This is a genomic window from Methylobacterium mesophilicum (genome assembly GCF_036441335.1).
Lineage (GTDB): Bacteria > Pseudomonadota > Alphaproteobacteria > Rhizobiales > Beijerinckiaceae > Methylobacterium > Methylobacterium mesophilicum_B.
Map to the genome: position 1 here is coordinate 1 of NZ_MLBW01000026.1, position 22,419 is coordinate 22,419.

18 protein-coding genes and 1 pseudogene are annotated in these 22,419 nt (G+C 71.4%); 11 read left to right on the plus strand and 8 right to left on the minus strand.

Annotated elements, in window-relative coordinates:
• Positions 1-127 precede the first annotated feature (127 nt).
• On the minus strand, positions 128-1,639 hold the full coding sequence (locus MMR14E_RS15970; RefSeq protein WP_331315616.1) for a leucyl aminopeptidase: 1,512 nt from the start codon (positions 1,637-1,639) through the stop codon (positions 128-130).
• Between the two features lie 184 nt (positions 1,640-1,823).
• Between MMR14E_RS15970 and lptF the strand changes: the two genes are divergently transcribed.
• From lptF to rsmA, 5 genes are all read left to right on the plus strand, one after another.
• On the plus strand, positions 1,824-2,984 hold the full coding sequence (gene lptF / locus MMR14E_RS15975) for an LPS export ABC transporter permease LptF (protein ID WP_331315618.1): 1,161 nt from the start codon (positions 1,824-1,826) through the stop codon (positions 2,982-2,984).
• An 8-nt stretch (positions 2,985-2,992) separates the two neighbouring features.
• On the plus strand, positions 2,993-4,081 hold the full coding sequence (gene lptG, locus MMR14E_RS15980; protein ID WP_331315975.1) for an LPS export ABC transporter permease LptG: 1,089 nt from the start codon (positions 2,993-2,995) through the stop codon (positions 4,079-4,081).
• Positions 4,082-4,158: 77 nt separating this feature from the next.
• Positions 4,159-6,738 carry an LPS-assembly protein LptD gene (locus tag MMR14E_RS15985; protein WP_331315619.1) on the plus strand — a complete coding sequence of 860 codons (2,580 nt, stop codon included), beginning with the start codon at positions 4,159-4,161 and terminating at the stop codon, positions 6,736-6,738.
• A gap of 94 nt (positions 6,739-6,832) precedes the next feature.
• Complete coding sequence (gene pdxA / locus MMR14E_RS15990) at positions 6,833-7,945, plus strand: 4-hydroxythreonine-4-phosphate dehydrogenase PdxA (RefSeq protein ID WP_331315620.1); 1,113 nt, start codon at positions 6,833-6,835, stop codon at positions 7,943-7,945.
• Between the two features lie 10 nt (positions 7,946-7,955).
• Positions 7,956-8,834 carry a 16S rRNA (adenine(1518)-N(6)/adenine(1519)-N(6))-dimethyltransferase RsmA gene (gene rsmA, locus MMR14E_RS15995; RefSeq protein WP_331315621.1) on the plus strand — a complete coding sequence of 293 codons (879 nt, stop codon included), beginning with the start codon at positions 7,956-7,958 and terminating at the stop codon, positions 8,832-8,834.
• A gap of 45 nt (positions 8,835-8,879) precedes the next feature.
• Here the strand turns inward: rsmA and MMR14E_RS16000 are convergent, their stop codons facing one another.
• The 3 genes from MMR14E_RS16000 to MMR14E_RS16010 all read right to left on the minus strand — a co-directional run bounded on the left by MMR14E_RS16000 (position 8,880) and on the right by MMR14E_RS16010 (position 11,893).
• On the minus strand, positions 8,880-9,854 hold the full coding sequence (locus MMR14E_RS16000) for a TIM44-like domain-containing protein (RefSeq protein WP_331315622.1): 975 nt from the start codon (positions 9,852-9,854) through the stop codon (positions 8,880-8,882).
• Positions 9,855-10,054: 200 nt separating this feature from the next.
• A complete protein-coding gene (locus MMR14E_RS16005) occupies positions 10,055-11,152 on the minus strand; it encodes a two-component system sensor histidine kinase NtrB (protein ID WP_331315623.1) in 1,098 nt (365 codons plus the stop codon).
• Between the two features lie 108 nt (positions 11,153-11,260).
• On the minus strand, positions 11,261-11,893 hold the full coding sequence (locus tag MMR14E_RS16010) for a S24 family peptidase (protein ID WP_091713468.1): 633 nt from the start codon (positions 11,891-11,893) through the stop codon (positions 11,261-11,263).
• Positions 11,894-12,209: 316 nt separating this feature from the next.
• Between MMR14E_RS16010 and MMR14E_RS16015 the strand changes: the two genes are divergently transcribed.
• Together MMR14E_RS16015 and MMR14E_RS29285 are read left to right on the plus strand one after the other, a co-directional pair.
• The gene (locus tag MMR14E_RS16015) at positions 12,210-12,560 is read left to right on the plus strand and encodes a DUF952 domain-containing protein (RefSeq protein ID WP_331315625.1); all 351 of its coding nucleotides are present in this window, start codon (positions 12,210-12,212) and stop codon (positions 12,558-12,560) included.
• Positions 12,557-12,691 (plus strand): annotated as a pseudogene (locus MMR14E_RS29285) (dihydroorotate dehydrogenase (quinone)); the annotation flags it as partial. The gene MMR14E_RS16015 and the pseudogene MMR14E_RS29285, both read left to right, overlap by 4 nt.
• A 98-nt stretch (positions 12,692-12,789) precedes the next feature.
• On the opposite strand, the gene MMR14E_RS16025 reads toward MMR14E_RS29285, so the two are convergent.
• A complete protein-coding gene (locus MMR14E_RS16025; protein WP_331315626.1) occupies positions 12,790-14,154 on the minus strand; it encodes an MATE family efflux transporter in 1,365 nt (454 codons plus the stop codon).
• Between the two features lie 142 nt (positions 14,155-14,296).
• Positions 14,297-14,650, minus strand: a complete 354-nt coding sequence (locus MMR14E_RS16030; protein WP_020093561.1) for a DUF6460 domain-containing protein — start codon at positions 14,648-14,650, stop codon at positions 14,297-14,299.
• Between the two features lie 275 nt (positions 14,651-14,925).
• On the opposite strand from MMR14E_RS16030, the gene MMR14E_RS16035 reads away from it, so the two are divergent.
• From MMR14E_RS16035 to pdeM, 3 genes are read left to right on the plus strand one after another with little or no spacing between them, the layout of a single operon-like run.
• Positions 14,926-15,882 (plus strand): alpha/beta hydrolase, encoded by a 957-nt coding sequence (locus tag MMR14E_RS16035; protein WP_091680189.1) that lies wholly within the window; start codon positions 14,926-14,928, stop codon positions 15,880-15,882.
• A complete protein-coding gene (locus MMR14E_RS16040; RefSeq protein ID WP_331315977.1) occupies positions 15,879-18,476 on the plus strand; it encodes a ligase-associated DNA damage response DEXH box helicase in 2,598 nt (865 codons plus the stop codon). The genes MMR14E_RS16035 and MMR14E_RS16040 overlap by 4 nt, the downstream gene beginning before the upstream one ends.
• 41 nt (positions 18,477-18,517) lie before the next feature.
• On the plus strand, positions 18,518-19,231 hold the full coding sequence (pdeM, locus tag MMR14E_RS16045; RefSeq protein WP_331315627.1) for a ligase-associated DNA damage response endonuclease PdeM: 714 nt from the start codon (positions 18,518-18,520) through the stop codon (positions 19,229-19,231).
• 9 nt (positions 19,232-19,240) lie between these two features.
• Here pdeM and MMR14E_RS16050 read toward each other — a convergent pair whose 3' ends face one another.
• On the minus strand, positions 19,241-20,701 hold the full coding sequence (locus tag MMR14E_RS16050) for a PAS domain-containing methyl-accepting chemotaxis protein (RefSeq protein ID WP_331315978.1): 1,461 nt from the start codon (positions 20,699-20,701) through the stop codon (positions 19,241-19,243).
• A gap of 207 nt (positions 20,702-20,908) precedes the next feature.
• Positions 20,909-21,895, minus strand: coding sequence for a CorA family divalent cation transporter (locus tag MMR14E_RS16055; protein WP_331315628.1), 987 nt, complete (start codon positions 21,893-21,895; stop codon positions 20,909-20,911).
• A 209-nt stretch (positions 21,896-22,104) separates the two neighbouring features.
• On the opposite strand from MMR14E_RS16055, the gene groES reads away from it, so the two are divergent.
• Positions 22,105-22,395 (plus strand): co-chaperone GroES, encoded by a 291-nt coding sequence (gene groES / locus MMR14E_RS16060; RefSeq protein ID WP_331315629.1) that lies wholly within the window; start codon positions 22,105-22,107, stop codon positions 22,393-22,395.
• Positions 22,396-22,419 lie beyond the last annotated feature (24 nt).

The window sequence follows — 22,419 nt, forward strand, 5'->3', positions numbered from 1 at the left end:
CGGGCCGCCGGCGCGGCCCCTGGACGTCCCGGCGCCCGGGCCGGCCCGGTCGAGCGCGGCGTTGGCGTGTGCGGCCATGCTGGGATCACCCGGACAGGCGCGCGGCGTCAGGAACGCCGCGGTCGTCTCAGCGGGCCTCGTAATGGTCGCGGATCAGCCGGTCGAGGAGGCGCACGCCCCAGCCCGCGCCCCAGCTGCGGTTGATCTCGCTGGCGTTCGACGACATCGCGACGCCGGCGATGTCGAGATGCGCCCACGGCACGTCCTCGACGTAGCGCTTGATGAACGAGGCCGCGGTGGCGGCGCCGCCGTGCCGGCCGCCGGTGTTCTTCATGTCGGCGAACTTGGAATCGATGGCCTTGTCGTAGGCGGGGATCAGCGGCATCCGCCACACCTTCTCGCCGGTCGCCTCGCCGGCGGCGTGGATGTTGCCCGCCAGCGTGTCGTCGTTCGAGAACATGCCGGCGATGTCCTGGCCCAGGGCCACGATGATCGCGCCGGTCAGCGTCGCGAGGTCGACGATCGCCTTGGGCTTGGTGCTGCGGATGACGTGGGTGATCACGTCGGCCAGCACCAGCCGGCCCTCGGCGTCGGTGTTGATCACCTCGATGGTCTGGCCGGACATCGAGGTCAGGATGTCGGACGGGCGGTACGAGCCGCCGTCCGGCATGTTCTCCACGATGCCGATGGCGCCGACCACGTTGCAGCGCGCCTTGCGGGCCGCCAGCGCGTGGAGCGCGCCGACCACCGCGGCGGCGCCGCCCATGTCGCCCTTCATGTCCTCCATGCCGCCGCCCGGCTTGATCGAGACGCCGCCGGAATCGAACACGACGCCCTTGCCGATGAGGGCCACGGGCGCCTCGGCCGCGGGGCCGCCGTTCCAGCGCATGATCACGATCCGCGGCTCGCGGGCCGAGCCCTGCGCCACCGCGAGCAGCGCGCCCATGCCGAGTTCCCGCATCCGGGCCGGCTCCAGCACCTCGATCTCGACGCCGAGCTTGGCGAGTTCCGAGGCGCGGCGGGCGAACTCCTCCGGGAAGAGCACGTTCGGCGGCTCGTTCACGAGGTCGCGGGCCAGGATCACCCCGTCGGACAGGCTCCGGGCGGCCGCGCCCTCGCGCGCGGCCGCGGAGTGATCGGCGAGCAGCAGGGTCAGCGCGGTGACGGACTTGTCGTCGGCGTCGGGCTTCTTCTTGGTCTTGTAGCGGTCGAACGCGTAGGTCCGCAGGCGCGCGCCGAGGGCGAACTCGCCGGCCTGCGCCGCCGTGACCGTCGCGCCCGGCCAGTCGAGCACGACACGGGCGGTCCGGCCCGCCACCTTGCTGGCGGTGAAGCCGCCGAGCGCCGGCCAGTCGGCCTTGGCCCGGTCCTTCTCGGAGCCGAGGCCCACGACCACGAGGCGGTCGGCGCCGACGCCCGCCGGAGCCGGCAGGGACAGCGCGCTGAGCGAGCGGCCCTTGAACTTCTCGGAGGCCGCGGCGCGGGCCACGAGATCCGCCCCGGAGGCGCCCAGCGCCTCGCGGGCCGCCGACCCGAGCGACAGGTCGTCGCCGACGAAGACCACGAGATCGCCGGATCCGCCGGGCCCATGGCCGCTCTGCTCCAGGGGACCGAAACCGATCTCGATACCGTCCGCCATACCCGTCGCCCTGCCCGTTATCCCGGAGCCGTACTACGCACCCGCGCGCCGAGGCTCGGGCCATCTGCCCTGTGTAGCCGCTGAGACGGAGAACGCAACGCGGCGTGACAGCCCTGGAATCGCCCCTTTTATCGGGTCCCTGCCGCCCCGAGGGCGCGAGAGGACGAGCGGGACTGCCGGGCCTATGAGGCAGATCGAGCGCTACATCTTTCGGATCGCCCTGGGCGCCACCCTCGCCTGCCTGATCGGGCTGACGGGCACCATCTGGCTGACGCAGGCCCTGCGCGAGCTCGACCTCGTGACCGCCAAGGGCCAGACGCTGCTGGTCTTCCTCTTCGTGACCGGCCTGTCGCTGCCGACCCTCGTCGTGGTCATCGCCCCCGTCGCGCTGTTCATCGGCACCGTCTACGCGCTCAACAAATTGAACGGCGATTCCGAGCTGATCGTCATGTCGGCGGCGGGGATGCCACCGCGCTCGCTGCTGCGGCCCTTCCTCACCCTGGCGCTGTTCGTCAGCTTCCTGGTGGGATTCCTGGTCGTGGTGGTGATGCCGGCGAGCTTCCAGGAGCTGCGCGACGTGATCACCCGGGTGCGCGGCGACTTCATCGCGAACGTCGTCAAGGAAGGGCAGTTCACCCAGCTCGACAACGGCATCACCTTCCACTTCCGCGAGCGCGGTCCGGGCGGCACCCTCAAAGGACTGTTCATCCAGGACCGGCGCGAGGCCGGGAAGACCAAGGTCTACCTCGCCGAACGCGGCAACGCGGTCGACGTGGACGGCCAGAGCTACCTGATCCTGGAGAACGGCAGCGTCCACCAGCAGCAGAAGGACTCGCGCGATTCCTCGATCCTGACCTTCGAGCGCTACACGATCGACCTCGCGGCCTTCGCGCCCCCGGATTCCGACACGATCTACAAGCCCCGCGAGCGCTCGACGGCCCAGCTCCTGTTCCCCGACACGACGGAGGGCTACTACAAGCTGCAGAAGGGCCGGTTCCGGGCCGAGCTGCACGACCGGCTGTCCGCCTGCCTCTACCCGCTGGCCCTGGTCTTCATCGCCTTCGCGGCTCTGGGCGATCCCCGCACGACCCGGCAGGGGCGCGGCGTCGCCGTCGCGGGCGCGATCGTCGCCGTCGTGGCGCTGCGCATCGGCGGCTTCGCGGCGGTCAGCGCCGCCGCGCGCAGCCCCGCGGCGGTCCTGGCGGTCTACGGCGTGCCGCTGCTCGCGATCCTCCTGTCGAGCCTCCTGATCTTCTACGGTTCGCGCGTGCGCGCGTTCAACGCCGCCCTGGCCCGATTCGTCCGCGGCCGGTTCCGCGGGCCGCGCCTCGCGCCGGCGGCCTGACTCCGATGATGCTGATCGGCCCCACCCTCGGGCGGTACTTCGCCGCCCGGTTCCTCCGCACGGTGCTCGGCGTCTTCGTCACCGTGTTCGCGCTGGTCTACACCCTGGACTTCGTCGAGCTGCTCCGCCGCGCCGGCGAGGCCCAGGGCGCGTCCGCCGGCCTGATGGCGCAGCTCTCGCTCTACCGCACCCCCGCGGTGGCGGAGGGCGTCCTGCCCTTCGCGGTCCTGTTCGGCTCCATGGCGGCCCTGCTCCAGCTCTCGCGCAAGCTGGAGCTGGTGGTCGCCCGCGCGGCCGGGATCTCGGCCTGGCAGTTCCTGCAGCCCGGCTTCTTCGTGGCCCTCGCCCTCGGCGCGCTGGCGGTCGGCGTCTACAACCCGGTCTCGGCGATGCTGAAGCAGCGCTCCACCGAGATCGAGGCGAAGATCTTCGCCAAATCGACCAAGGCGAGTTCGGGCAAGGACCTCTGGATCCGCCAGAAGGGCCTCGACGGCGAGGCGATCCTCCGCGCCGAGACCGCCATCGAGGGCACGACCACTCTGGCGGGGGTGTCGGTCTTCACCTTCGACGACGCCGGCAAGTTCGCCGAGCAGCTCGTCGCGGCCCGCGCGACGCTCCACGACGGTTACTGGGAGCTCTCCGATGTGCGCGTTCTCACACCGGACGCGCCGCCTGAGTCGTTCGACACCTACCTGATCGCCTCGAACCTCGACCCCGGGCAGGTGCGGCAGCGGTTCACCCCCCCGGAATCTGTGCCTTTCTGGCAACTTCCCACAACGATCGCGCGGACCGAGCGGGCCGGTTTGGACGCCACGCGCTACCGTCTCCAGTACGATGTCCTGTGGGCGCGGCCGGTGCTGTTCGTCGCCATGGTCATCGTCGCCGCAACCGTTTCCTTACGGTTCTTCCGCTTTGGTGGGGTCGGCAAACTCGTCCTCGGTGGCGTCGCGGCCGGCTTCGCCCTCTACGTGGTCCGACAGGTCATGGAGGGGCTCGGAGCATCCGGACTCGTCGCCGCACCGGTGGCGGCCTGGTTCCCGGCCGTGGTAGGCAGTCTTCTCGGTACGCTCACGCTTCTGTACCAGGAAGACGGCTGACTTCCGCGATCCTTCGCGGCACGGGAGACGGGTGTTGGGGTTGGTGGCGGCAGACGTCACAGGGGTTGGGACGCGCGTTGCGTAAGGTCGCCGACATCCTGCGGAAGGCTGGTTTCCGGGTCGCGCTGGCGCTCGCCGCGCCGCTGGCCGGTGGCCTGACCGCCCATGCCCAGGGCCTGCCCGCCGTCGCGGCCGGCAAGCCGGGCGACAAGCTCCTCGTCGAGGCCGACGAGCTGATCTACGACAACGATAACGGCACCGTGACGGCGCGGGGCAACGCCGAGCTGCATTACGGCCCGCGGACCCTCCAGGCCGACCGCGTGCGCTACGACCGGAATTCCGGCCGGGTCTTCGCCGAGGGCAACGTCCGCCTGACCGAGGCCGACGGCGGCGTCGTGACCGGCGCGCGCATGGAACTGACCGACGACTTCAAGACCGGCTTCGTCGACGCCTTCCGCGGGCAGCAGACGGTGCAGCGCAAGTTCGAGACCGTGCGCACCCGGTTCTCCGCGCCGCGGGCCGAGCGCCTGAACGGCGAGCAGACCAGCTTCGAGTCGGGCAGCTACACGGCCTGCGAGCCGTGCAAGGACAACCCTGAGACGCCGCCGCTGTGGCAGATCAAGGCGAAGAAGATCATCCACGACAACGAGACCCACACGGTCTACTTCGACGAGTCGACGCTCGAGATCGCCGGCATCCCGGTGGCCTACCTGCCGTATTTCGAGGCGCCGGATCCGACGGTGAAGCGCAAGACCGGCTTCCTGACGCCGCGCTTCGTCACGACGACCGCGCTCGGCAACGGCGTGTCGCTCCCGTACTTCATCAACCTCGCCCCGAACTACGACCTGACGCTGACGCCGACCCTGCTGAGCCGGCAGGGCCTGCTCGCGCAGGGCGAGTTCCGCCAGCGGATCGACAACGGCTTCTACAACATCCGCCTGTCGGGCATCTCGCAGACGACGCCCTCCGCCTTCCTGCCGAGCCCACTCGGCGCCGGCGAGCGCGACTTCCGCGGCTCGGTCGAGTCGCAGGGCCGGTTCTACATCAACCCGCGGTGGCGCACGGGCTGGGACCTCGTCGGCGTGACCGACAAGTGGTTCCTCGACAATTACCGGATCCGCAACCAGAACATCACCACGGACTATTTCCGTGAGGCCACCTCGACGGCCTTCCTGATCGGCCAGGGCGACCGCTCGTGGTTCGAGGCGCGGGGCTACTACTTCAAGGGCCTGTCGAGCTTCGACTGGCAGAAGCAGCAGCCGATCGTCGCGCCGGTGATCGACTACGACAAGCGGATCAACGGCCCATCGGAGATCGGCGGCGAGGTGCGCTTCCAGGCGAACATCACCAGCCTGACCCGCGAGACCACGCAGTACCAGGGCCTGCCGCGGACCTCGAGCTACCTGTTCTCGCCGAGCGTCAACGGCGTCAGCTTCCCGCTCTACCAGACCTGCACGGTCTTCCAGCGCGGCCTCTGCGCCATCGACGGGCTCGCCGGCACCAACACCCGCGCCTCCGCGGAGCTGTCCTGGCGCCGCAGCTTCATCGACGATCTGGGCCAGAAATTCACGCCCTTCGCGTATCTGCGCACGGACGCGTTCTTCAACAGCACGAGCTTCTCGGGCTACCAGAACGACCTCGTCCCGCAGGTCGCGCACGTCGACCAGGGCTTTGCCGGGCGCGTCATGCCGGCGATCGGCCTCGACTACCGCTACCCGTTCGTCGCCAATTTCGGCGCGCTCGGCGTCCACACCCTGGAGCCGATCGGCCAGATCATCGCGCGCCCGTCGGAGACCCGGATCGGCCGCCTGCCCAACGAGGACGCGCAGAGCCTCGTCTTCGACGACACCTCGCTGTTCGAGTGGGACAAGTTCTCGGGCTACGACCGGGTCGAGGGCGGCGTGCGCACCAATCTCGGCGGTCAGTACTCCGTCGTGACCCCGTCGGGCTGGTACGCGAACGTGCTGTTCGGCGAGTCCATCCAGCTCGCGGGCGTCAACTCGTTCCGCCGCGGCGACATCGCCAATACCGGCCTCGATTCCGGGCTCGAGACGCAGCGCTCGGACTTCGTCGGCCGCTTCCAGGTCTCGCCGAACCAGAACATCACGTTCATCAGCCGGGCCCGGTTCAACCAGTCCGACTTCCACGTGGCGCGCTTCGAGACCGGCGCGACGGCGCGTTTCGCGCCGTTCCTGCCGCTGACCCTCTCGGCCTTCTACTCGTACTACGAGGCCCAGCCGCTGCTGGGCTACAGCCACTACCGCGAGGGCATCACCGCCACCGCGACCTACAACATCACGCCGAACTGGTTCGTGTCGGGCTCGCTGCTCGTCGACCTGACCCACTATCTCGACGTGCGCAACACCTACACGGACGCGCTGAGCTCCTACCTGGCGAACCCGATCGGGACGGTGCCGATCTACCAGAACCCGGGCCGCTTCTACCTGTCGGGCGCGAGCTTCGGCGGCGGCTATCAGGACGAGTGCACCACCGTCTCGCTGAACTACATCAACTCGCCGATCGCCACCGCGACGGGCGTCCGCGAGCGCAACCAGACCGTGCTGCTGCGGGTCGAGCTGAAGACCCTGGGCGAGGCCGACCTGCGCCAGAACGTCGGCACGGCCACCACAGCGGACGGCATCGCCTCGATCCGGTGAGGCACCGGGACCGGCACCGCGCCGGACCCGACCGCGGCCATCGTCCCCACCCGCCGAGGATGCGCCCGCGCCGCGCGGGCGCTATAGAGCGCCCATGCCGCCTCTCGCCCTCACCCTTGGAGACCCCGCCGGCATCGGTCCGGAGCTGGCGCTCAGCGCGTGGCTCGGGCGGAGCGGCGCGGAGCCGCTGCCGCCGTTCTTCCTGGTGGCCGATCCCGACTTCGTCGAGCGCCTCGCCCACCGCCTCGACCGCCCCGTTCCCGTGGCGGAGGTCGATCCCGAGACCGCCGCCGAGGTGTTCCCGCGCGCACTTCCCGTAGTGCCCCTGCCGAGCGGCGCCCGCGTCGCCGCCGAGCCGGGGGTGCCGGATGTCGTCAATGCCGGCGCGACCATCGAGTCGATCACCGCGGCGGTGGCGTTCGTGAAGACCGGGCGCGCGAGCGCGGTGGTGACCAACCCGATCGCCAAGTTCGTACTGACCCGGACGGGCTTCGCCCATCCCGGGCACACCGAGTTCCTGGCCGCCCTCGCGGTGCCGCCCGGCGTGACGCCGCCCCGGCCGGTGATGATGATCTGGAGCGCCGGTCTCTCGGTGGTGCCGGTGACGATCCACGTGCCGCTGAAGGATGTGCCGGCCCTGCTCACCCAGGAGCTCGTCGAGGAGACCGCCGCGATCGTCGCCCGGGACCTGCGGGAGCGGTTCGGTCTCCCGGAGCCGCGCCTCGTCCTCGCCGGCCTCAACCCGCACGCGGGCGAGGCCGGGACCATCGGTCACGAGGACCGCGACGTCCTCGCCCCCGCGGTGGCGCGCCTGCGGGCGCGGGGCATCGACATCCGCGGGCCGCTCCCCGCCGATACCCTGTTTCACGCCCGCGCCCGGGAGACCTACGACGTCGCCCTCGCGCCGACGCACGATCAGGCCCTGATCCCGATCAAGACGATCGCGTTCGACGACGGCGTGAACGTCACCCTCGGCCTGCCCTTCGTGCGGACCTCGCCGGACCACGGCACGGCCTTCGACATCGCCGGCCAGGGCATCGCCCGGCCCGACAGCCTCGTGGCGGCCCTGCGCCTCGCCGACCGGCTGGCCGCCAACGCGGCGCAGGGCGAGGCGCCCGGCGGTGCCGAGATCATCCCGTTCAGCGTCTATGCCGGCCGGCCCCGGCCCGCGGGCGCGCGGCATTTCGATCCCGAGGACGAGCTGTGACGGAGGCAGCATGAGCGCCGGGGACGGGCTTCCGCCGCTGCGCGAGGTCGTCGCCCGCCACGGCCTGGAGCCGAGGAAGGCGCTCGGCCAGAACTTCCTCTACGACCTCAACCTGACCGGGCGGATCGCCCGGGCGGCCGGTCCCCTCGCGGGGGTGACGGTGGTGGAGGTCGGCCCGGGACCCGGCGGCCTCACGCGCGCGCTCCTCGCCGAGGGCGCCGCCCGCGTGGTGGCGATCGAGCGCGACCCGCGGGCGCTCCCGGCCCTCGCCGAGATCGCCGCCCACTATCCGGGACGCCTCGAGGTGGTCGACGCCGACGCCCTCGCCTTCGACCCGCGGCCGCTGGTGGGCGATGCCCCGGCGCGGATCGTCGCCAACCTGCCCTACAATGTCGGCACCGCCCTGCTCACCGGCTGGCTGGACGGCGAGGCTTGGCCGCCCTGGTGGGATCAGGCCGTGCTGATGTTCCAGCGGGAGGTCGCCGAGCGGATCGTCGCCGGCCCGGAGGAGCGGGCCGATTACGGCCGGCTCGGGGTCCTGTGCGGCTGGCGGACGGAGGCCGAGATCCTGTTCGACGTCAGCCCCACGGCCTTCGTGCCGCCGCCGAAGGTCACGTCGAGCGTGGTCCGGTTGGTTCCGCGCGCCCGGCCCCTGCCCTGCCGCGCCGGCGCGCTGGAGGCGGTCACACGGGCCGCGTTCGGCCAGCGCCGGAAGATGCTGCGCCAGAGCCTCAAGGCGCTGACGCCCGAGGCCGGCGCCCTGCTGGCCGCCGCCGGCCTGTCCGAGACCGCGCGGGCCGAGGAGATCCCTGTGGCCGGGTTCGTCGACCTCGCGAACCGGTGGGACGCGCACAGAAAGGCCGGCGCCCCGGTGGGGACGCCGGCCTGAGGGAGCGTCGCGGCTCCGGCCCTTGAGGCCGGAGCGCCGTCGCGATCAGCGGGTCTGCTGGATCGCCGAGAGCACCCAGCCGCGGCCGGGCTGGCGCAGGAACGTCCAGAGCTCCGTCGCCTCGGACGAGCCCGTGGAGACGACGCGGCCACTTGCCCGCTCGACCATCACGTCCTTGAGGGCGTAGCGCATCGCCACGGTCGCGTAGTCGGTGCGGTCCTCGCCCCAGGCCTCCGCGAGGTCGCCCTGCAGCAGCTTCACGTCCGAGATCTTGTTCACTACGCCGCGGGACGCGTTGCCGCGCAGCTCCTCGTCGAAGTAGCCGACCATCTCGGGCGTCGACAGGTTGCCCAGGGTCACCCGATCCTCGCGCGAGTAGGCGTCCTGGATGTCGCCGAGCAGGCGCTCGAAGGCCTGGTAATCGGCCGGGCCGATCTGCACCGGGCGTGACTGCGGCGGGCGCTGCCCACCACCGAACATGCCGCCGGGAGCCGGGCCGCCCGGAGCGCCGCCCATCGGGCCGCGGGCGCCCGGCTGATCGTCGAGCGACGAGCGGGCGTAGGGCGCACCGGCACCGGCCGGCTCGTTCCGGCGGCGGAAGAAGCGCAGGGCCAGCATCACCACCAGAACGACGAGCCCGACCTGGAACAGCAGGCCGATCATCGACGCGAGACCGCCGAGGCCGCCGAAGAAGCCGCCGCCGAGCAGCGCGCCGATCAGGCCGGCGCCCAGCAGGCCCGCGAAGAAGCCGCCGCCGAACCGGCGACCCGGCGCGGCCGGAGCCTGCATCCCGGGACTGCCCATGCCGGGAGACGGCGCGGTCTGCGAGCGCTGCATCGTCATGCCACCGCCCGGAGCGGTCGGCGTGGCGGAGGGCGCCGTGTAGGTGCGCGAACCGCGGGATCCGAAGGACCCGCCGCCGCCCGGACGGGCTTCCGCGACGGGCGCCGCGACGGTCAGCGCAGCGGCCAGCGCCAGGAGGGCGGCCACACGCCTGCGGCGCGAAATCTCAGTAAACATGTACACGCCTCAGAGGACGAGAACCGGACGGCGCGGAGCGCCAGCGACGATATGGGAACGGTCGGGCAGCGGTTTTAGTCCTGACCGCTGTCGCCCGGACCGCGTTTTCCACCGGATCAGCGCGCCGCGCGGCAAGGGAGCACGCCGAACCCGCAGGTCGGGTTCGGCGCGCCAGTGCTGCCGTTCCGGCCGGCGTGGCACTAGTGGAGCGTGCGCTCGGGTGCGGCCGGGAAGGACAGGCGGACCTGTGTTCCCTCCCCGCTCCGGCTGTCGAGGGTGATGGTCCCGTTCTGCCGCTTCATGAGGCCGTGGACGATCGCGAGGCCCGCGCCGCGCCCCGCCTCGTGGCTGGTCTGGAACGGCGCCAGCGCCCGGGCGAGCATCTCGGGTGACATGCCCTGCCCGGTATCGCCGACCGCGATCCCGACGCTGCCGTGACCCGGCTGCTGCAGGGAGCGGTCGCCGGGGTCCACCCGGAAGGTCGAGAGGCTCAGGGTCCCGCCCGACGGCATGGCCTCGCAGGCGTTGGCGACGAGATGCCGCAGGGCGAACTCGATCTGCGTCGGATTGCTGATCGCCCGAGGCAGGCCCGGCGTCGCCGCCACGGCGAGGCGGATGCCGGGCGGCAGGTCGGGTTCGAGGCGCGCGGCCAGGTCCGCGACGATGGCGTCGAGGTCGACCGACCGGACGTCCGGCGCGATGCGGCGCGAGTAGGCGAGGAGGTGCCGGGTCAGGATCGCCGCGCGCTCGGTGGCGTCGGCCGAGCGGGCGATCGCCCGCTGCACGAACGGCTCCTGCCGGTCGCCGAGCCGGCGCTTGAGGCCGTCGATGTAGCCGATCAGGATCTGCAGGAAGTTGTTGAACTCGTGGGCGACGCTGTTGGTCAGGAGCCCCAGGGCCTCGCGCTGGCGGGAGAGCGCGAGCGCGCCCTCGGCCTCGCGCCGGGCGGTCTCGTCGCGGATCTGGCCGATGCGGAAAGGAGTCCCGGGCAGGGACGCCGTCTCCAGGTGGGCCCAGAAGCTCGTCCCGTCCGCGCGGACGGCCAGGAACTCCTGAGGTTCGCCGCCGGCGGGATCGAGGGGCGCCGTGCGCTGGGCCAGGATCAGGTCGAGTCCCTGCGCGACGAGCCGCTCCGCCGGGTAGCCGGCGAGATGTTCGAGGGCGGGATTGGCGTGGCGGACACGGCCCTGCGGATCGAGCAGGAGGCTGGGCGTCGGCAACGCGTCGAGGAGCGAGCGGGCCTCGTCCGCGAGCGGCTTGTCTGCGGCCGCGCTGTGATCCGTCCCGGGCTGCGCCATGCTGCTTTCGCGCTCAGCGGATGCGGAAGGTCCGCGACGCGCCAGCGATAGCGATGAACGGCCTCACGGCCAAGCGCGGATCCGCGTGTCGACCCGCCCGGGCGGCGCCTACTGGCGCACCCACATCACCCGGGCCATCCAGGCCACCTCCCCGAGGTTGAGGATCCGGTCCTCGTGCTCGGGGTTCAGGGAGGCCAGTTCCACGGTCCGGGCGGTGCGCCGCCGCAGCTCCTTGGCCAGAACCTCGCCGCCGTGCAGGCGGACCACCACGCGGTCGCCCTTGCGGACGCTGGCCGTGGGCGACACGATCAGGACGTCGCCGTCCCGGAACAGCGGCAGCATGGAATCGCCCTGGATCTCCAGCGCGAAGGCGCGCTCCTCGCCGAGATCCGGAAACTCGATCTCCTCCCAGCCGGCGCCGCCGGTGGGCATGCCCTCGTCGGTGAACAGGCGGCCGGCGCCGGCCTGGGTCAGGCCGATCAGCGGGACCATCGTGCGGGCCGGAATCTCGCGGGCCTCGATGAGCCGCAGGAACTCGTCGAGGCTCGACCCGGTGGCGGCCAGGACCTTCGACACGGACTCGGTCGACGGCCAGCGCTTGCGGCCGTCGGCGCCGACGCGCTTCGACCGGTTGAAGCTGGTCGCGTCGAGGCCGGCGCGGCGGGCGAGGCCCGAGGCCGAGTAGCCGTGGCGCTCGGCGAGCCGGTCGATGGCGTTCCAGATCTGCTCGTGCGACAGCATAGCGGGCTCGGAAGCTCACCCTGAGCGGGCCGGCACCCCCGTCTCACCAGCCGGGATCCGGCTGCCTCGGAGGCACGGAGACGGTTCTCCCGCCGGGTCCGTTCGACACCCGCCGGGTACGCGCGGAGATACTTGACAATTTACTTTCCGGACCCGCTCTGCCGATCCGGACACGGCTGTGTGACGTCCAGCCTAGTCGTAGGAAAGTAGAACTACGGGCGGCAGATTGCAATCGCTCCTCGAATCCGGCGGGGCGCGGAGCGGTTGCCGCCGCGGCCCGGCGCCTCTATCGCAGCGTCGTTTCCGGGGAGTTTCGATGCCGCTCATCTACAAGATCTGTCCGCGCGCCCTGTGGCGTGAGGCCGAGGCCGCGGGACGGTTCACGGGCGCGCCGATCGATCATCAGGACGGCTTCATCCACTTCTCGACGGCCGCCCAGGTCGCCGAGACGGCGGCCCGGCACTTCGCCGGGCAGGACGACCTGCTCCTCGTGGCTGTCGAGGCCGACGCCCTCGGCGACGGCCTGCGCTACGAACCCTCTCGCGGCGGCGACCTGTTCCCGCACCTCTACGGCCCGCTGCCGCTCTCGGCCGTCATCGCGGCGGACGAAATGCCGCTGGGCGCCGACGGGCGGCACGCCGTCCCGGCCGGGATCCTGCCGGCATGATCGCGGCCGCCTTCCCCCTCGTCCGCCCGCTGCTGCACCGCCTCGACGCGGAGCGCGCGCACGACCTGACCCTCGCCGCCCTGGCGCTCCTGCCCGCGGGCCCGCGCGCGGCGGACGGAGGCGGCCGTGCCGCGCACCACGGGCTCGGTGGCCCGCGCCGCGCCGCCGGCCCAGCCCACCACCTGGAAGGATCCGCGCTAGCGCCGTTCCCGGCGGGGCGCGGCTGCCGCTAGATCGCCGGTTCGAGGGCGGCCGGGGTCGGCCTGCGAAACGCGTCCCGGGCGAGGCGCGGGAACGCGATGGCCTGTCCCAGCCCCCGGGCGCCCAGGAAGCTCACGAAGGCCAGCCACAGCCCGGTATTGCCGAAGCCCAGGCTCTCGACGAGCGCCAGGACCGCGCAGTAGGCGGCGAGCGCGCACACCATCAGGTTGCGCATCGCCCGCGTCCAGGTCGCGCCGATATAGATCCCGTCATACGCGAAGGGCGCCGCGGCGGCGAGCGGCGCCAGGGCGGCGAGGACGAGGTAGGAGCGGGCCGCCTCGCGGACCGGGCCGTTCGTGGTCACGGCATCGATGAAGGCCGGGCCGCCCGCCAGCGACAGCACGCTGACCGCGAGGCCGAAGCCGAGGCACCAGCGCAGGCTCAGGGCGGCGGCCGCGTCGAACGCCTCCCGGTCCCGGGCGCCGACGGCTTGCCCGCACAGGGTCTCGGCGGCCGTGGCGAAGCCGTCGAGAAAGAAGCCGCCGATCAGGAAGAGATTCCACAGGACCGAGTTCGCGGCGAGCACCACGTCGCCCTGCCGAGCGCCCAGCGCCGAGAACAGGACGATGCCGGTGATCAGCGCCAGCGTCCGCAGAATGACGTCGCCGTTGACGCTGAGCGTCCGGCGAAGCGCCGCGGCGTCGCGCAGGTCGCGCAGCGGCACCCGGAAGGGCCGGGAGCCGAGCCGCGCCAGGAGGATCAGCCCGAGGCCGAGCCCGAGCGCCTCGGCGCCGAGGGTCGCCAGCGCCGCGCCGGCGAGGCCCAGTCCGAAGGCCAGGACAAGCGTGAGCGTCAGCGCGACGTTGGTCAGGTTGATGGCGATCTGCAGCAGCAGGCCGAGATCGGTGCGCCCGCGCCCCAGGATCGAGCCGAGCACGCCGTAGCTTGCCAGCACGAAGGGCGCGGACAGGATGCGGATGTGGAAGTAGGTCGCGAGACCGGCGATCACCGCCGCGCTCGCCCCGCTGATCGCGAAGGCGAGCTGCGCGAGGGGGCCCTGCAGGACTATCAGAACGAGCCCGATCAGGGCGCCCGCCGCCAGCGCGCGCGCCAGGATGCGGTCGACCTCGGCCGCGTTCCGCCCGCCGACCGCCTGCGCGGTCAGGCCGGCGGTCGCCATGCGGAGCGCCCCGAACGACCAGAAGATCGCGTCGAAGATCACGGCGCCGAGGGCGATGGCGCCGAGCAGCGCCGCGTCGCCGAGCCGCCCGATCACCGCCGCGCCGACGAAGCCGAGCATCGGCGTCGTGACGTTGGCGATCGTCATGGGCAGCGCCAGGGCCAGGACGCGGCGGTTCGTCGGGCGGGCCGGGCTGGCGACGGTGTGCATCATGCCGCACGCTACGGAGACGCGCCGCCCGCGAAAAGCGCGCCGATCGCATCGGCGGGTTGCGGCGGCGGGCGGCGGATCTGCCCGAACCCGCGGCGTGCTGGATCGTCGGGGCGCGACCGTGCCGAATCGGCCCCGGACCCCGTCAGCGGGAAACGGCGAAGAGGCGCGCGATCAGCCAGAGCGGCACGACCACGATCGCCCCGGCGACGATCCAGCCGCCGAAATCGTGGAGCGAGGCCAGCCCGACCTCGACCAGCGCCCGCGCCGAATCGTAGACGTGCCAGAACAGCCGGCCCGGCGTCAGGCCGAGCATCGACATGAAGGCACCGACCAGCACGGACAGGAACAGGAGGCGCAGGAACACGCCGGCGGGCGAGCCGCCGAGGAACCGCCGCAGCGCGGACGGGCGCGACCGGTAGCTGTCCGCGCCGTAGGGGGCGTTCGGCGGGGCGCCCTGCTGATAGCCTTGCCGGCGCCGGTCGTGATCGACGAGCATTGCGTCCTCGTGAAGCGTCAGGGGCCTCGGATCGGCGACGAAGCGGGCGGAACCGTGGCCGGCGCACCACACCGCATCGAAACCCGAGCGCGGATCAGGCGTTGGCGGGTTTCTCGCGCGCCGTGCAGATGGCAAGCGGCGTCGCGCGCGCCAAGATGCCGGTCGGGGTGGACGACGCCGCGGGACTCTCGCGGCGCGGCCTCGGCCAAAGGGAGAACTCCCGGGAATCGGGATCGGTGTGAGAGGCTCAGAGTGCCGACGGGACCATACGCACGATGATCGACCACGCCCTGTTCGACCCGGCGACGATCGATCCCGAGACGCTCCGGCTCAACGCCGAGATCGTCGCGGCTCACGCCGCGCTGCCTGATCCCTGGTCGCTGCCGATCGCCGAGGTGCGCGAGCGGCGCCGCCTGGGCACCAAGGCTGCGCCCGCGATGCCGCACAGCGCCCGGGCGGAGTGGCTGACGATCGACGGGCCCGGCGGCCCGCTCAAGCTCCGCGTGGTCCGGCCCAAGCCCGGCACGAAGCTGCGCGGCGCCTATCTGCACATCCACCGCGGCGGCTGGGTGTGGGGCTCGGCCGACGAGCAGGACCCGTGGCTCGAGCGGATCGCCGATACCTGCGGCTTCGTCGCCCTGTCGGTCGAGTACCGCCTCGCCCCCGAGCATCCCTATCCGGCGGCCCTGCTCGACTGCGAGGCCGCGGCCCTGTGGCTGGCCGGTCCGGGGAAGACCGAGTTCGGCATCCACGCGCTGACCATCGGCGGCGAGTCGGTCGGCGCGCACCTCGCCGTGATGGTGCTGCTGCGGCTGCGCGACAAGCACAACCTGCCGCGGGCCTTCCGGGGCGCCAACCTCAACGCCGGCTTCTTCGATCTGGGCCTGACCCCGTCGGTGCGGAACTGGGGGGAGGAGCGGCTGGTGGTGAACACCCGCGACCTGACCAAGTTCGCCGACGGCTACGTCCGCGAGGGCATCGACAGGCGCCGGCCGGACGTGTCGCCGATCTACGCCGACCTGAAGGGCCTCCCGCCGGCCCTGTTCACCATCGGCACCGCCGATCCGCTCCTCGACGACACGCTGTACATGTCGGCGCGCTGGGCGGCGGCGGGGAACGGCGGTCACACGGCGATCTATCCCGGCGGCTGCCACGTCTTCGCCCGCTACCCGAGCCCGATGAGCGAGCGGGCGCTGGAGCTGATCGACCGCTTCCTGATGGCGCTCGCCTGAGCGATTCGGCCGAGATCCTGCCGGAGCGGTTCCGCGCCTGGTTCGCGGGGCGGGGCTGGGCGCCGCGGCCGCACCAGCTCGACCTCCTGCGGATCGCCGGGGCCGGCCGCTCGGCCTTGCTGGTGGCGCCGACGGGTGCCGGCAAGACGCTCGCGGGGTTCCTGCCGAGCCTCGTCGCCCTCGCCGAGCGCGGCCCCCAGCGGAAGGCGGCGGGCCTCCACACCCTCTACGTGTCACCCCTGAAGGCGCTGGCGGTGGACATCGCCCGCAACCTCGATGCGCCCATCGCCGAGATGGCGCTGCCGGTGCGCGTCGAGACCCGTACCGGCGACACGCCGGCGCACAAGCGCACCCGCCAGATCAGCCGGCCGCCGGACATCCTTCTGACCACGCCCGAGCAGCTGGCCCTGCTGATCGCCCACCGCGAGGCGGCTGAGTTTTTTGCCGGACTGCGCTGCGTGGTGCTCGACGAGCTGCACGCGCTGGTGACGTCGAAGCGCGGCGACCTGCTGTCCCTGGCGCTGGCGCGGCTGCACAGGCTGAGCCCCGGCCTCGCGGCGATCGGGCTGTCGGCCACGGTGCGGGAGCCGGACGAGCTGCGGAAGTACCTGGTGCCGCAGGGGCCGCTCCCGTCTCACCCCTCCGCGAGCGGGGACGGCGCGGCCGAATCCGACGCGTCTCCTCCCTCACCTCAACCCTCTCCCGCACGGGACGGGGGGGCCGTCGCGCACCCCATGGCCGACCTCGTCACCGTGGCGGGCGGGGCGAAGGCGGACCTGCGCATGCTCGACCTCGGCCGGGCGCTGCCGATCTCCGGCCACACCGCGTGGCACTCGATGCCGGCGATCTACGACCTCATCCGCGAGCACCGGACCACGCTGGTCTTCGTGAACACCCGCCTCCAGGCCGAGTACACGTTCCAGGAGCTGTGGCGACTCAACGACGACGCCCTGCCGATCGCGATCCACCACGGCTCGCTCGACGCCCAGCAGCGCCGCCGGGTCGAGGCCGCCATGGCGGCGGGCCAGCTCCGGGCGATCGTCTGCACCGCTACCCTCGACCTCGGCATCGACTGGGGCGACGTCGACCTCGTGGTCAATGTCGGCGCGCCGAAGGGGGCGAGCCGGATCATGCAGCGGATCGGCCGGGCCAACCACCGCATGGACGAGCCCTCGAAGGCCTACCTCGTTCCGGGCAACCGGTTCGAGATGCTGGAGTGCCAGGCGGCGCTGGACGCCGTCGAGGAGGCCGCGCAGGACACGCCCGACGCCCGCCAGGGCGCCCTCGACGTCCTCGCCCAGCACGTCCTCGGCATGGCCTGCGCCGACGCCTTCGACCCGGTCGACCTGTACGACGAGATCGTCTCGGCCGCGCCCTACGCCGGTCTCGCGTGGGAATCGTTCGAGCAGGTCGTCGACTACGTCGCCACCGGCGGCTACGCGCTGCGCGCCTACGAGCGCTTCGCCAAGATCCTGCGCGGACCGGACGGGCTCTGGCGGGTGCGCGACGCCCGCACCGCCCAGGCCTACCGGATGAACGTCGGCACGATCGTGGAGGCGGCCCGGGTGAAAGTCCGCCTCGGCCGGACCCTGCGCGGCAAGCCCGGCACGGTGCTGCCCAAGACCGGGCGGGTGCTCGGCGAGATCGAGGACGAGTTCGCCGAGACGCTGACGGTGGGCGACACCTTCCTGTTCGCGGGCGAGACCCTGCGCTTCGAGGGGCTCGCCGAGGACGAGTGCCTCGTCACCCGCGCGCCGGCCGGCACCGACCCCGCGATCCCGTCCTACGCGGGCGCGAAGTTCCCGCTCTCGACCTTCCTGGCGGCCCGGGTCCGGGCGCTGATCGCCGACCCGTTCGCGTGGGACCGCCTGCCCGAGCAGATCGGCGCGTACCTGCTGCAGCAGCGCCGCCGCTCGGTCCTGCCGGGCGAGCGCGACCTCCTCGTCGAGACCTTCCCGCGGGGCAAGCGCTACTACCTGACCGCCTTCCCGTTCGAGGGTCGCCTCGCCCACCAGACGCTGGGCATGCTGCTGACCCGGCGCCTGGAGCGCGCCGGCCTGCGGCCGCTCGGCTTCGCGGCCAACGATTACGGCATCGCCATCTGGTCGACCCGCGACGTCTCGGAGCGCGCCGCGATCGATCCGGACTTCATCGGCGACCTGTTCGCGGTCGACATGCTGGGCGACGACCTGGAGGCGTGGCTCGACGAGTCGGCGATGATGAAGCGCACCTTCCGCCAATGCGCGGTGATCGCCGGGCTGATCGAGCGCCACCATCCGGGCCTGAAGAAATCCGGCCGCGCGGTCACGATCTCGACCGACCTGATCTACGACGTGCTGCGCAAGCACCAGCCCGACCACCTGCTGCTCCGGGCGGCGCGGCAGGATGCGGCAACCGGACTCCTCGACGTGAGGCGCCTCGGCATGATGCTAGAGCGCATCCAGGGGCGAATCATCCACAGGTCTCTCGACCGGGTCTCGCCGCTCTCCGTGTCCGTGATGCTCGAGATCGGGCGCGAGCGGGTCTACGGCGAGGGCGCCGACGAGATCCTGGCCGAGGCCGAGGCGGAGCTTCTCCAAGAGGCTCTGTCCTGACCGCCGATCCGCCCTCCCCCGACGACACCGAGGATGCGATCTTGGCGGCCGGCCTGAGACTCGAGAAGACTCCCAAGCACCCCACCCTTCAACTCGCGGGCGAGACCCTGGTGCTCGACCTCTGCGGCGGCCTCTGGCTGCCGGAGCACCGGACGCTGATCGTGTCCGACCTTCACCTGGAGAAGGGCTCGTCCTACGCGGCCCGCTCCGGCCAGTTCCTGCCGCCCTACGACACCCGCGAGACGCTCGCCTGCCTGCACGAGGCGGTGGTGCGCCACGATCCCGCCCGCGTGGTCGCGCTGGGCGATTCGTTCCACGATGCCCGCGGGCCTGAGCGCATGGAGCCGGGCGACCGCGCCCTCGTGGCGGCCCTGCAGGAGGGGCGGGACTGGGTCTGGATCGCCGGAAACCACGACGCGGCCGTGAACGAGGGCGTCGGCGGCCGCTACGCCGACGCGCTGACGCTCGGCGGCCTCGTCCTGCGCCACGAGCCGAGCCCGGAGCCCGTCCCCGGCGAGATCGCCGGCCATCTCCATCCCTGCGGGAAGGTGGCGATGCGCGGGCGGGCGGTGCGCCGCCGCTGCTTCGTCACGGACGGCGCCCGCCTCGTCATGCCGGCCTTCGGCGCCTACGCGGGCGGCCTGAACGTCCGCGACCGGGCGATCGAGAGCCTGTTCCCCAATGGCTTCACCGCCCATCTCCTCGGGGACGGGCGGGTCTTCGCCATCGGCCGGGCGCAGCTCGCCCGGGATTGAGGCGCGCGATCAGGCCGACTTCATGAAGCGGATGACGCTCTCCGACAGGCTCGTCGAGTGGGCGGCGAGGCTGTCGGCGATGCCCTGGACGGTCTGGGCGAGCTGACCGGTGGCGTTGGCGGCCTCGGACACGCCGCCGATATTGCCCGCCATCTCGTGGGTCGAGACCGCCTGCTCCTCGACGGCGCTCGCCATCGCCAGGGTGAGGTTGGACAGTTCGTCCACCGCCGCGGTGATCATCTCGATGGCGCCGACCGCGTCGCCGGTCGCGCTCTGGATCGCCGAGACTTGCTGGGTGATCTCGCCGGTCGCCCTGGCAGTCTGCTCGGCGAGCGCCTTGACCTCGGAGGCGACGACCGCGAAGCCGCGGCCGGCGGCGCCGGCCCGGGCCGCCTCGATCGTGGCGTTCAGCGCCAGCAGGTTGGTCTGGTCGGCGATCGACTTGATCATGCCCACCACCGCGTCGACCTTGCGGGCGTTCTCGGCCAGCTGGCGCATGGTCGCGTCGGTGGTTCCGGCCTGGGCGGCGATCTGCTGCGCGCGCTCCGAGACTCGCCCGACCTGACCCGAGATTTCCTGGATCGCCCCGTTCATCTGCTCGGAGTTCGACGCGACCGAGGAGGCCTTGTGCCGGGCGGATTCGGCCGACTGCATCAGCCCCTCGGCCGAGCTCTGCATCTCCTGGATGGCCGAACCGACGGCCTCGACGACCTGCTTGACCTCGGTCTCCATGTTCACCTGCGCGGTGACCACGGCCCAGGTCAGCATCGGGCCGAGATACTGCCCCCTCTCGTCGGTCACGGCCGTGACCCGTAAATTCAGGGTCTCGGGCCCGACCCTGATCTTGGTGCTGTGCGGCAGCCGGCTCGCGTCCCCCAGCATGGTGCGCTGGTGGCTCGGGTTCTTGTGGAAGATGTCGAAGGAGCGGCCGAGCATGTCGTCGACCTTGACCGGCAGGTGCTGGTCGATCGTGCCGAGCGTCTTGCGCGACGTGGCGTTCATGTAGTCGATCTTGAAATCGTCCTTCAGATCCGCGGTCATGACCGCCACCGGAACGTTGTCGATCATCGTCAGGAGCCGGTTGATCTCCTTCTTCTTCGCCGAGATGTCCGCGGCGAACTTGACGACCTCGATCGGCTTGCCGCGCGCGTCCAGGACGGGATTGTACGTCGCCTCCAGCCAGACCGGTTCGCCCTCCTTGTCGAGGCGCAGGAACTCGCCTGTGACGTAGTGCCCGTCCTTCAGCTTGTTCCAGAACGCCGCGTACTCCGCGGATTCGGCGAAGCCCCTCTCCACGAAGATGCGGTGATGGCGGTTCTGGACGTCGCCGAGGCCGTACTTCATCAGCCGCAGGAAGTTCTGGTTCGCGTGCAGGACGGTACCGTCCATCGAGAACTCGATGATCGCGAGCGAGCGGTCCAGGGCATCGATCTTGGCCTGGGCTTCGTTGAAAACAGTGCGATTGAACATGGTGCTGCTCGCGTTCTCCCGCGCCATGTCTAGCCTCGTAGCGTTAATGAACCCTTTATCGCGACATTCGTACAGATTAAAATCCGGATGACACGGGTCGAATGCTTGTAACATCGCCGCTGCTGTGTGGCCGATTTCGGATCCGCGCAGATATTTGCATTTTATCCGATCTATGGAGACATGAATGCTGTGTTTTGCTTATGAATATCAGAACCAGCCGCGCATGCGGAAGTATACGATCGGTGCCACGGCGCTGAGGAGGATCAGGCCGAGCGCGTAGGGGTACCCGAGCGCCCAGTCCAGCTCGGGCATGTGCTTGAAGTTCATCCCGTAGATCGACGCGATGAGCGTCGGCGGGACGCCGACCACCGAGACGACGGTGAGGACCCGGAAGACGTTGTTCTGCTCGATCGTGATGAGGCCGAGGGCGGCGTCGAGCAGGAACTGCACGTTCTCGGCGAGCCGCGTCTCGAACTCGTCGAGGGACTCGATGTCCCGCTTGATCGTCTCGAAGCGCGAATCCTCCGGCAGGCCGAGACTGTCGCAGGCCGCGGCGACGAACGGGATGATCCGTTCGAGGCCGAGCAGGCTCGACCGGATCTTTCCCAGAACCTTCCCGCGGTTGCTGATGCCGCGCAGGATCCGGCGGAGGGCGAGGTCGCGGCGCCGGGGCGGCGGGCTCTCGAGGCGCCGCCGCTCGGCACCGCGGACGTCGAAGTCGAAGATGCGGGTCGAGAGCGTGTCGAGCTCGGATCCCATATCCTCCAGGGCGTCGGCGAGGCTGTCGACCAGCTCCTCCAGGACGACGAGGAAGATCTCGCTCGGCGTCGTGCTGCCGTCGCCGTCCGCGATGCGCTTCGCGGAGCCCTCGAAGGCGCGCAGCTCGTGGAAGCGGATCGTGACGAGGTGATCCTTGGTCAGCAGGAAGCCCAGTGGCTTCAGCTGCGACGCGCTCTGCTCGAAGGTGATCATCGGCGTCGAGAGCGAGAGCCCGCCCTTCACCCGGCGCAGGCGGCTCGACGTCTCGACTTCCGAGAGCGCCGCCCGCGACGGCACGCGCAGGCCGGTCGCGGCCTCGACTGCCGCGGCCTCCTCCGGCGTGGGGTCGTTCAGGTCGAGCCACACGGTGTCGCGCGCGATCGGGCTGCCGGGTCGCAGCGCCACCGGGCCTTCGGGTCCGTGCAGGCTCAGCATGAGAGCGGGTCGTCCATGAGGGGATCGGTGCCGCCGGCGCGTCATCGCACCGTCGCGCGGGGGTGCGACAGCCTTGACTCGGAACCCGCCCGCGCCTATCTCGCGGCCGTCTTTGGCACTCGCCGAGACAGAGTGCTAACAGTCGAGTTCGCGGCGGTCCCGCCGGCCGCATCAACGCCAACTCAAGACCTGAAGCAAGAGGGCAGCTCATGAAGTTCCGTCCGCTGCACGACCGCGTGGTCGTCCGTCGCATCGAGAGCGAAGAGAAGACCAAGGGCGGCATCATCATCCCGGACACCGCCAAGGAGAAGCCGCAGGAGGGCGAGGTCGTCGCAGTCGGCCCCGGCGCCCGCGACGAGGCCGGTCGCGTCAACGCGCTCGACGTCAAGGCCGGCGACCGCGTCCTGTTCGGCAAGTGGTCCGGCACCGAGGTCAAGATCGACGGTCAGGACCTCCTGATCATGAAGGAATCCGACATCATGGGCGTCGTCGCCCTCTGATCGGATCACCCGTCACCGCCCTTT

Excerpts from the sequence above, each read along its gene's own strand:
- MMR14E_RS16035 (WP_091680189.1), top strand. The coding sequence starts at position 14,926 with ATGATCGACCACGCCCTGTTCGACCCGGCGACGATCGATCCCGAGACG.
- MMR14E_RS16055 (WP_331315628.1), bottom strand. The coding sequence starts at position 21,895 with ATGCTGAGCCTGCACGGACCCGAAGGCCCGGTGGCGCTGCGACCCGGC.
- MMR14E_RS16030 (WP_020093561.1), bottom strand. The coding sequence starts at position 14,650 with ATGCTCGTCGATCACGACCGGCGCCGGCAAGGCTATCAGCAGGGCGCC.
- groES (WP_331315629.1), top strand. The coding sequence starts at position 22,105 with ATGAAGTTCCGTCCGCTGCACGACCGCGTGGTCGTCCGTCGCATCGAG.
- MMR14E_RS16025 (WP_331315626.1), bottom strand. The coding sequence starts at position 14,154 with ATGATGCACACCGTCGCCAGCCCGGCCCGCCCGACGAACCGCCGCGTC.
- lptF (WP_331315618.1), top strand. The coding sequence starts at position 1,824 with ATGAGGCAGATCGAGCGCTACATCTTTCGGATCGCCCTGGGCGCCACC.
- MMR14E_RS16050 (WP_331315978.1), bottom strand. The coding sequence starts at position 20,701 with ATGTTCAATCGCACTGTTTTCAACGAAGCCCAGGCCAAGATCGATGCC.
- MMR14E_RS16000 (WP_331315622.1), bottom strand. The coding sequence starts at position 9,854 with ATGTTTACTGAGATTTCGCGCCGCAGGCGTGTGGCCGCCCTCCTGGCG.
- rsmA (WP_331315621.1), top strand. The coding sequence starts at position 7,956 with ATGAGCGCCGGGGACGGGCTTCCGCCGCTGCGCGAGGTCGTCGCCCGC.
- MMR14E_RS15970 (WP_331315616.1), bottom strand. The coding sequence starts at position 1,639 with ATGGCGGACGGTATCGAGATCGGTTTCGGTCCCCTGGAGCAGAGCGGC.
- lptG (WP_331315975.1), top strand. The coding sequence starts at position 2,993 with ATGCTGATCGGCCCCACCCTCGGGCGGTACTTCGCCGCCCGGTTCCTC.
- MMR14E_RS16010 (WP_091713468.1), bottom strand. The coding sequence starts at position 11,893 with ATGCTGTCGCACGAGCAGATCTGGAACGCCATCGACCGGCTCGCCGAG.
- pdxA (WP_331315620.1), top strand. The coding sequence starts at position 6,833 with ATGCCGCCTCTCGCCCTCACCCTTGGAGACCCCGCCGGCATCGGTCCG.
- MMR14E_RS16015 (WP_331315625.1), top strand. The coding sequence starts at position 12,210 with ATGCCGCTCATCTACAAGATCTGTCCGCGCGCCCTGTGGCGTGAGGCC.
- MMR14E_RS16005 (WP_331315623.1), bottom strand. The coding sequence starts at position 11,152 with ATGGCGCAGCCCGGGACGGATCACAGCGCGGCCGCAGACAAGCCGCTC.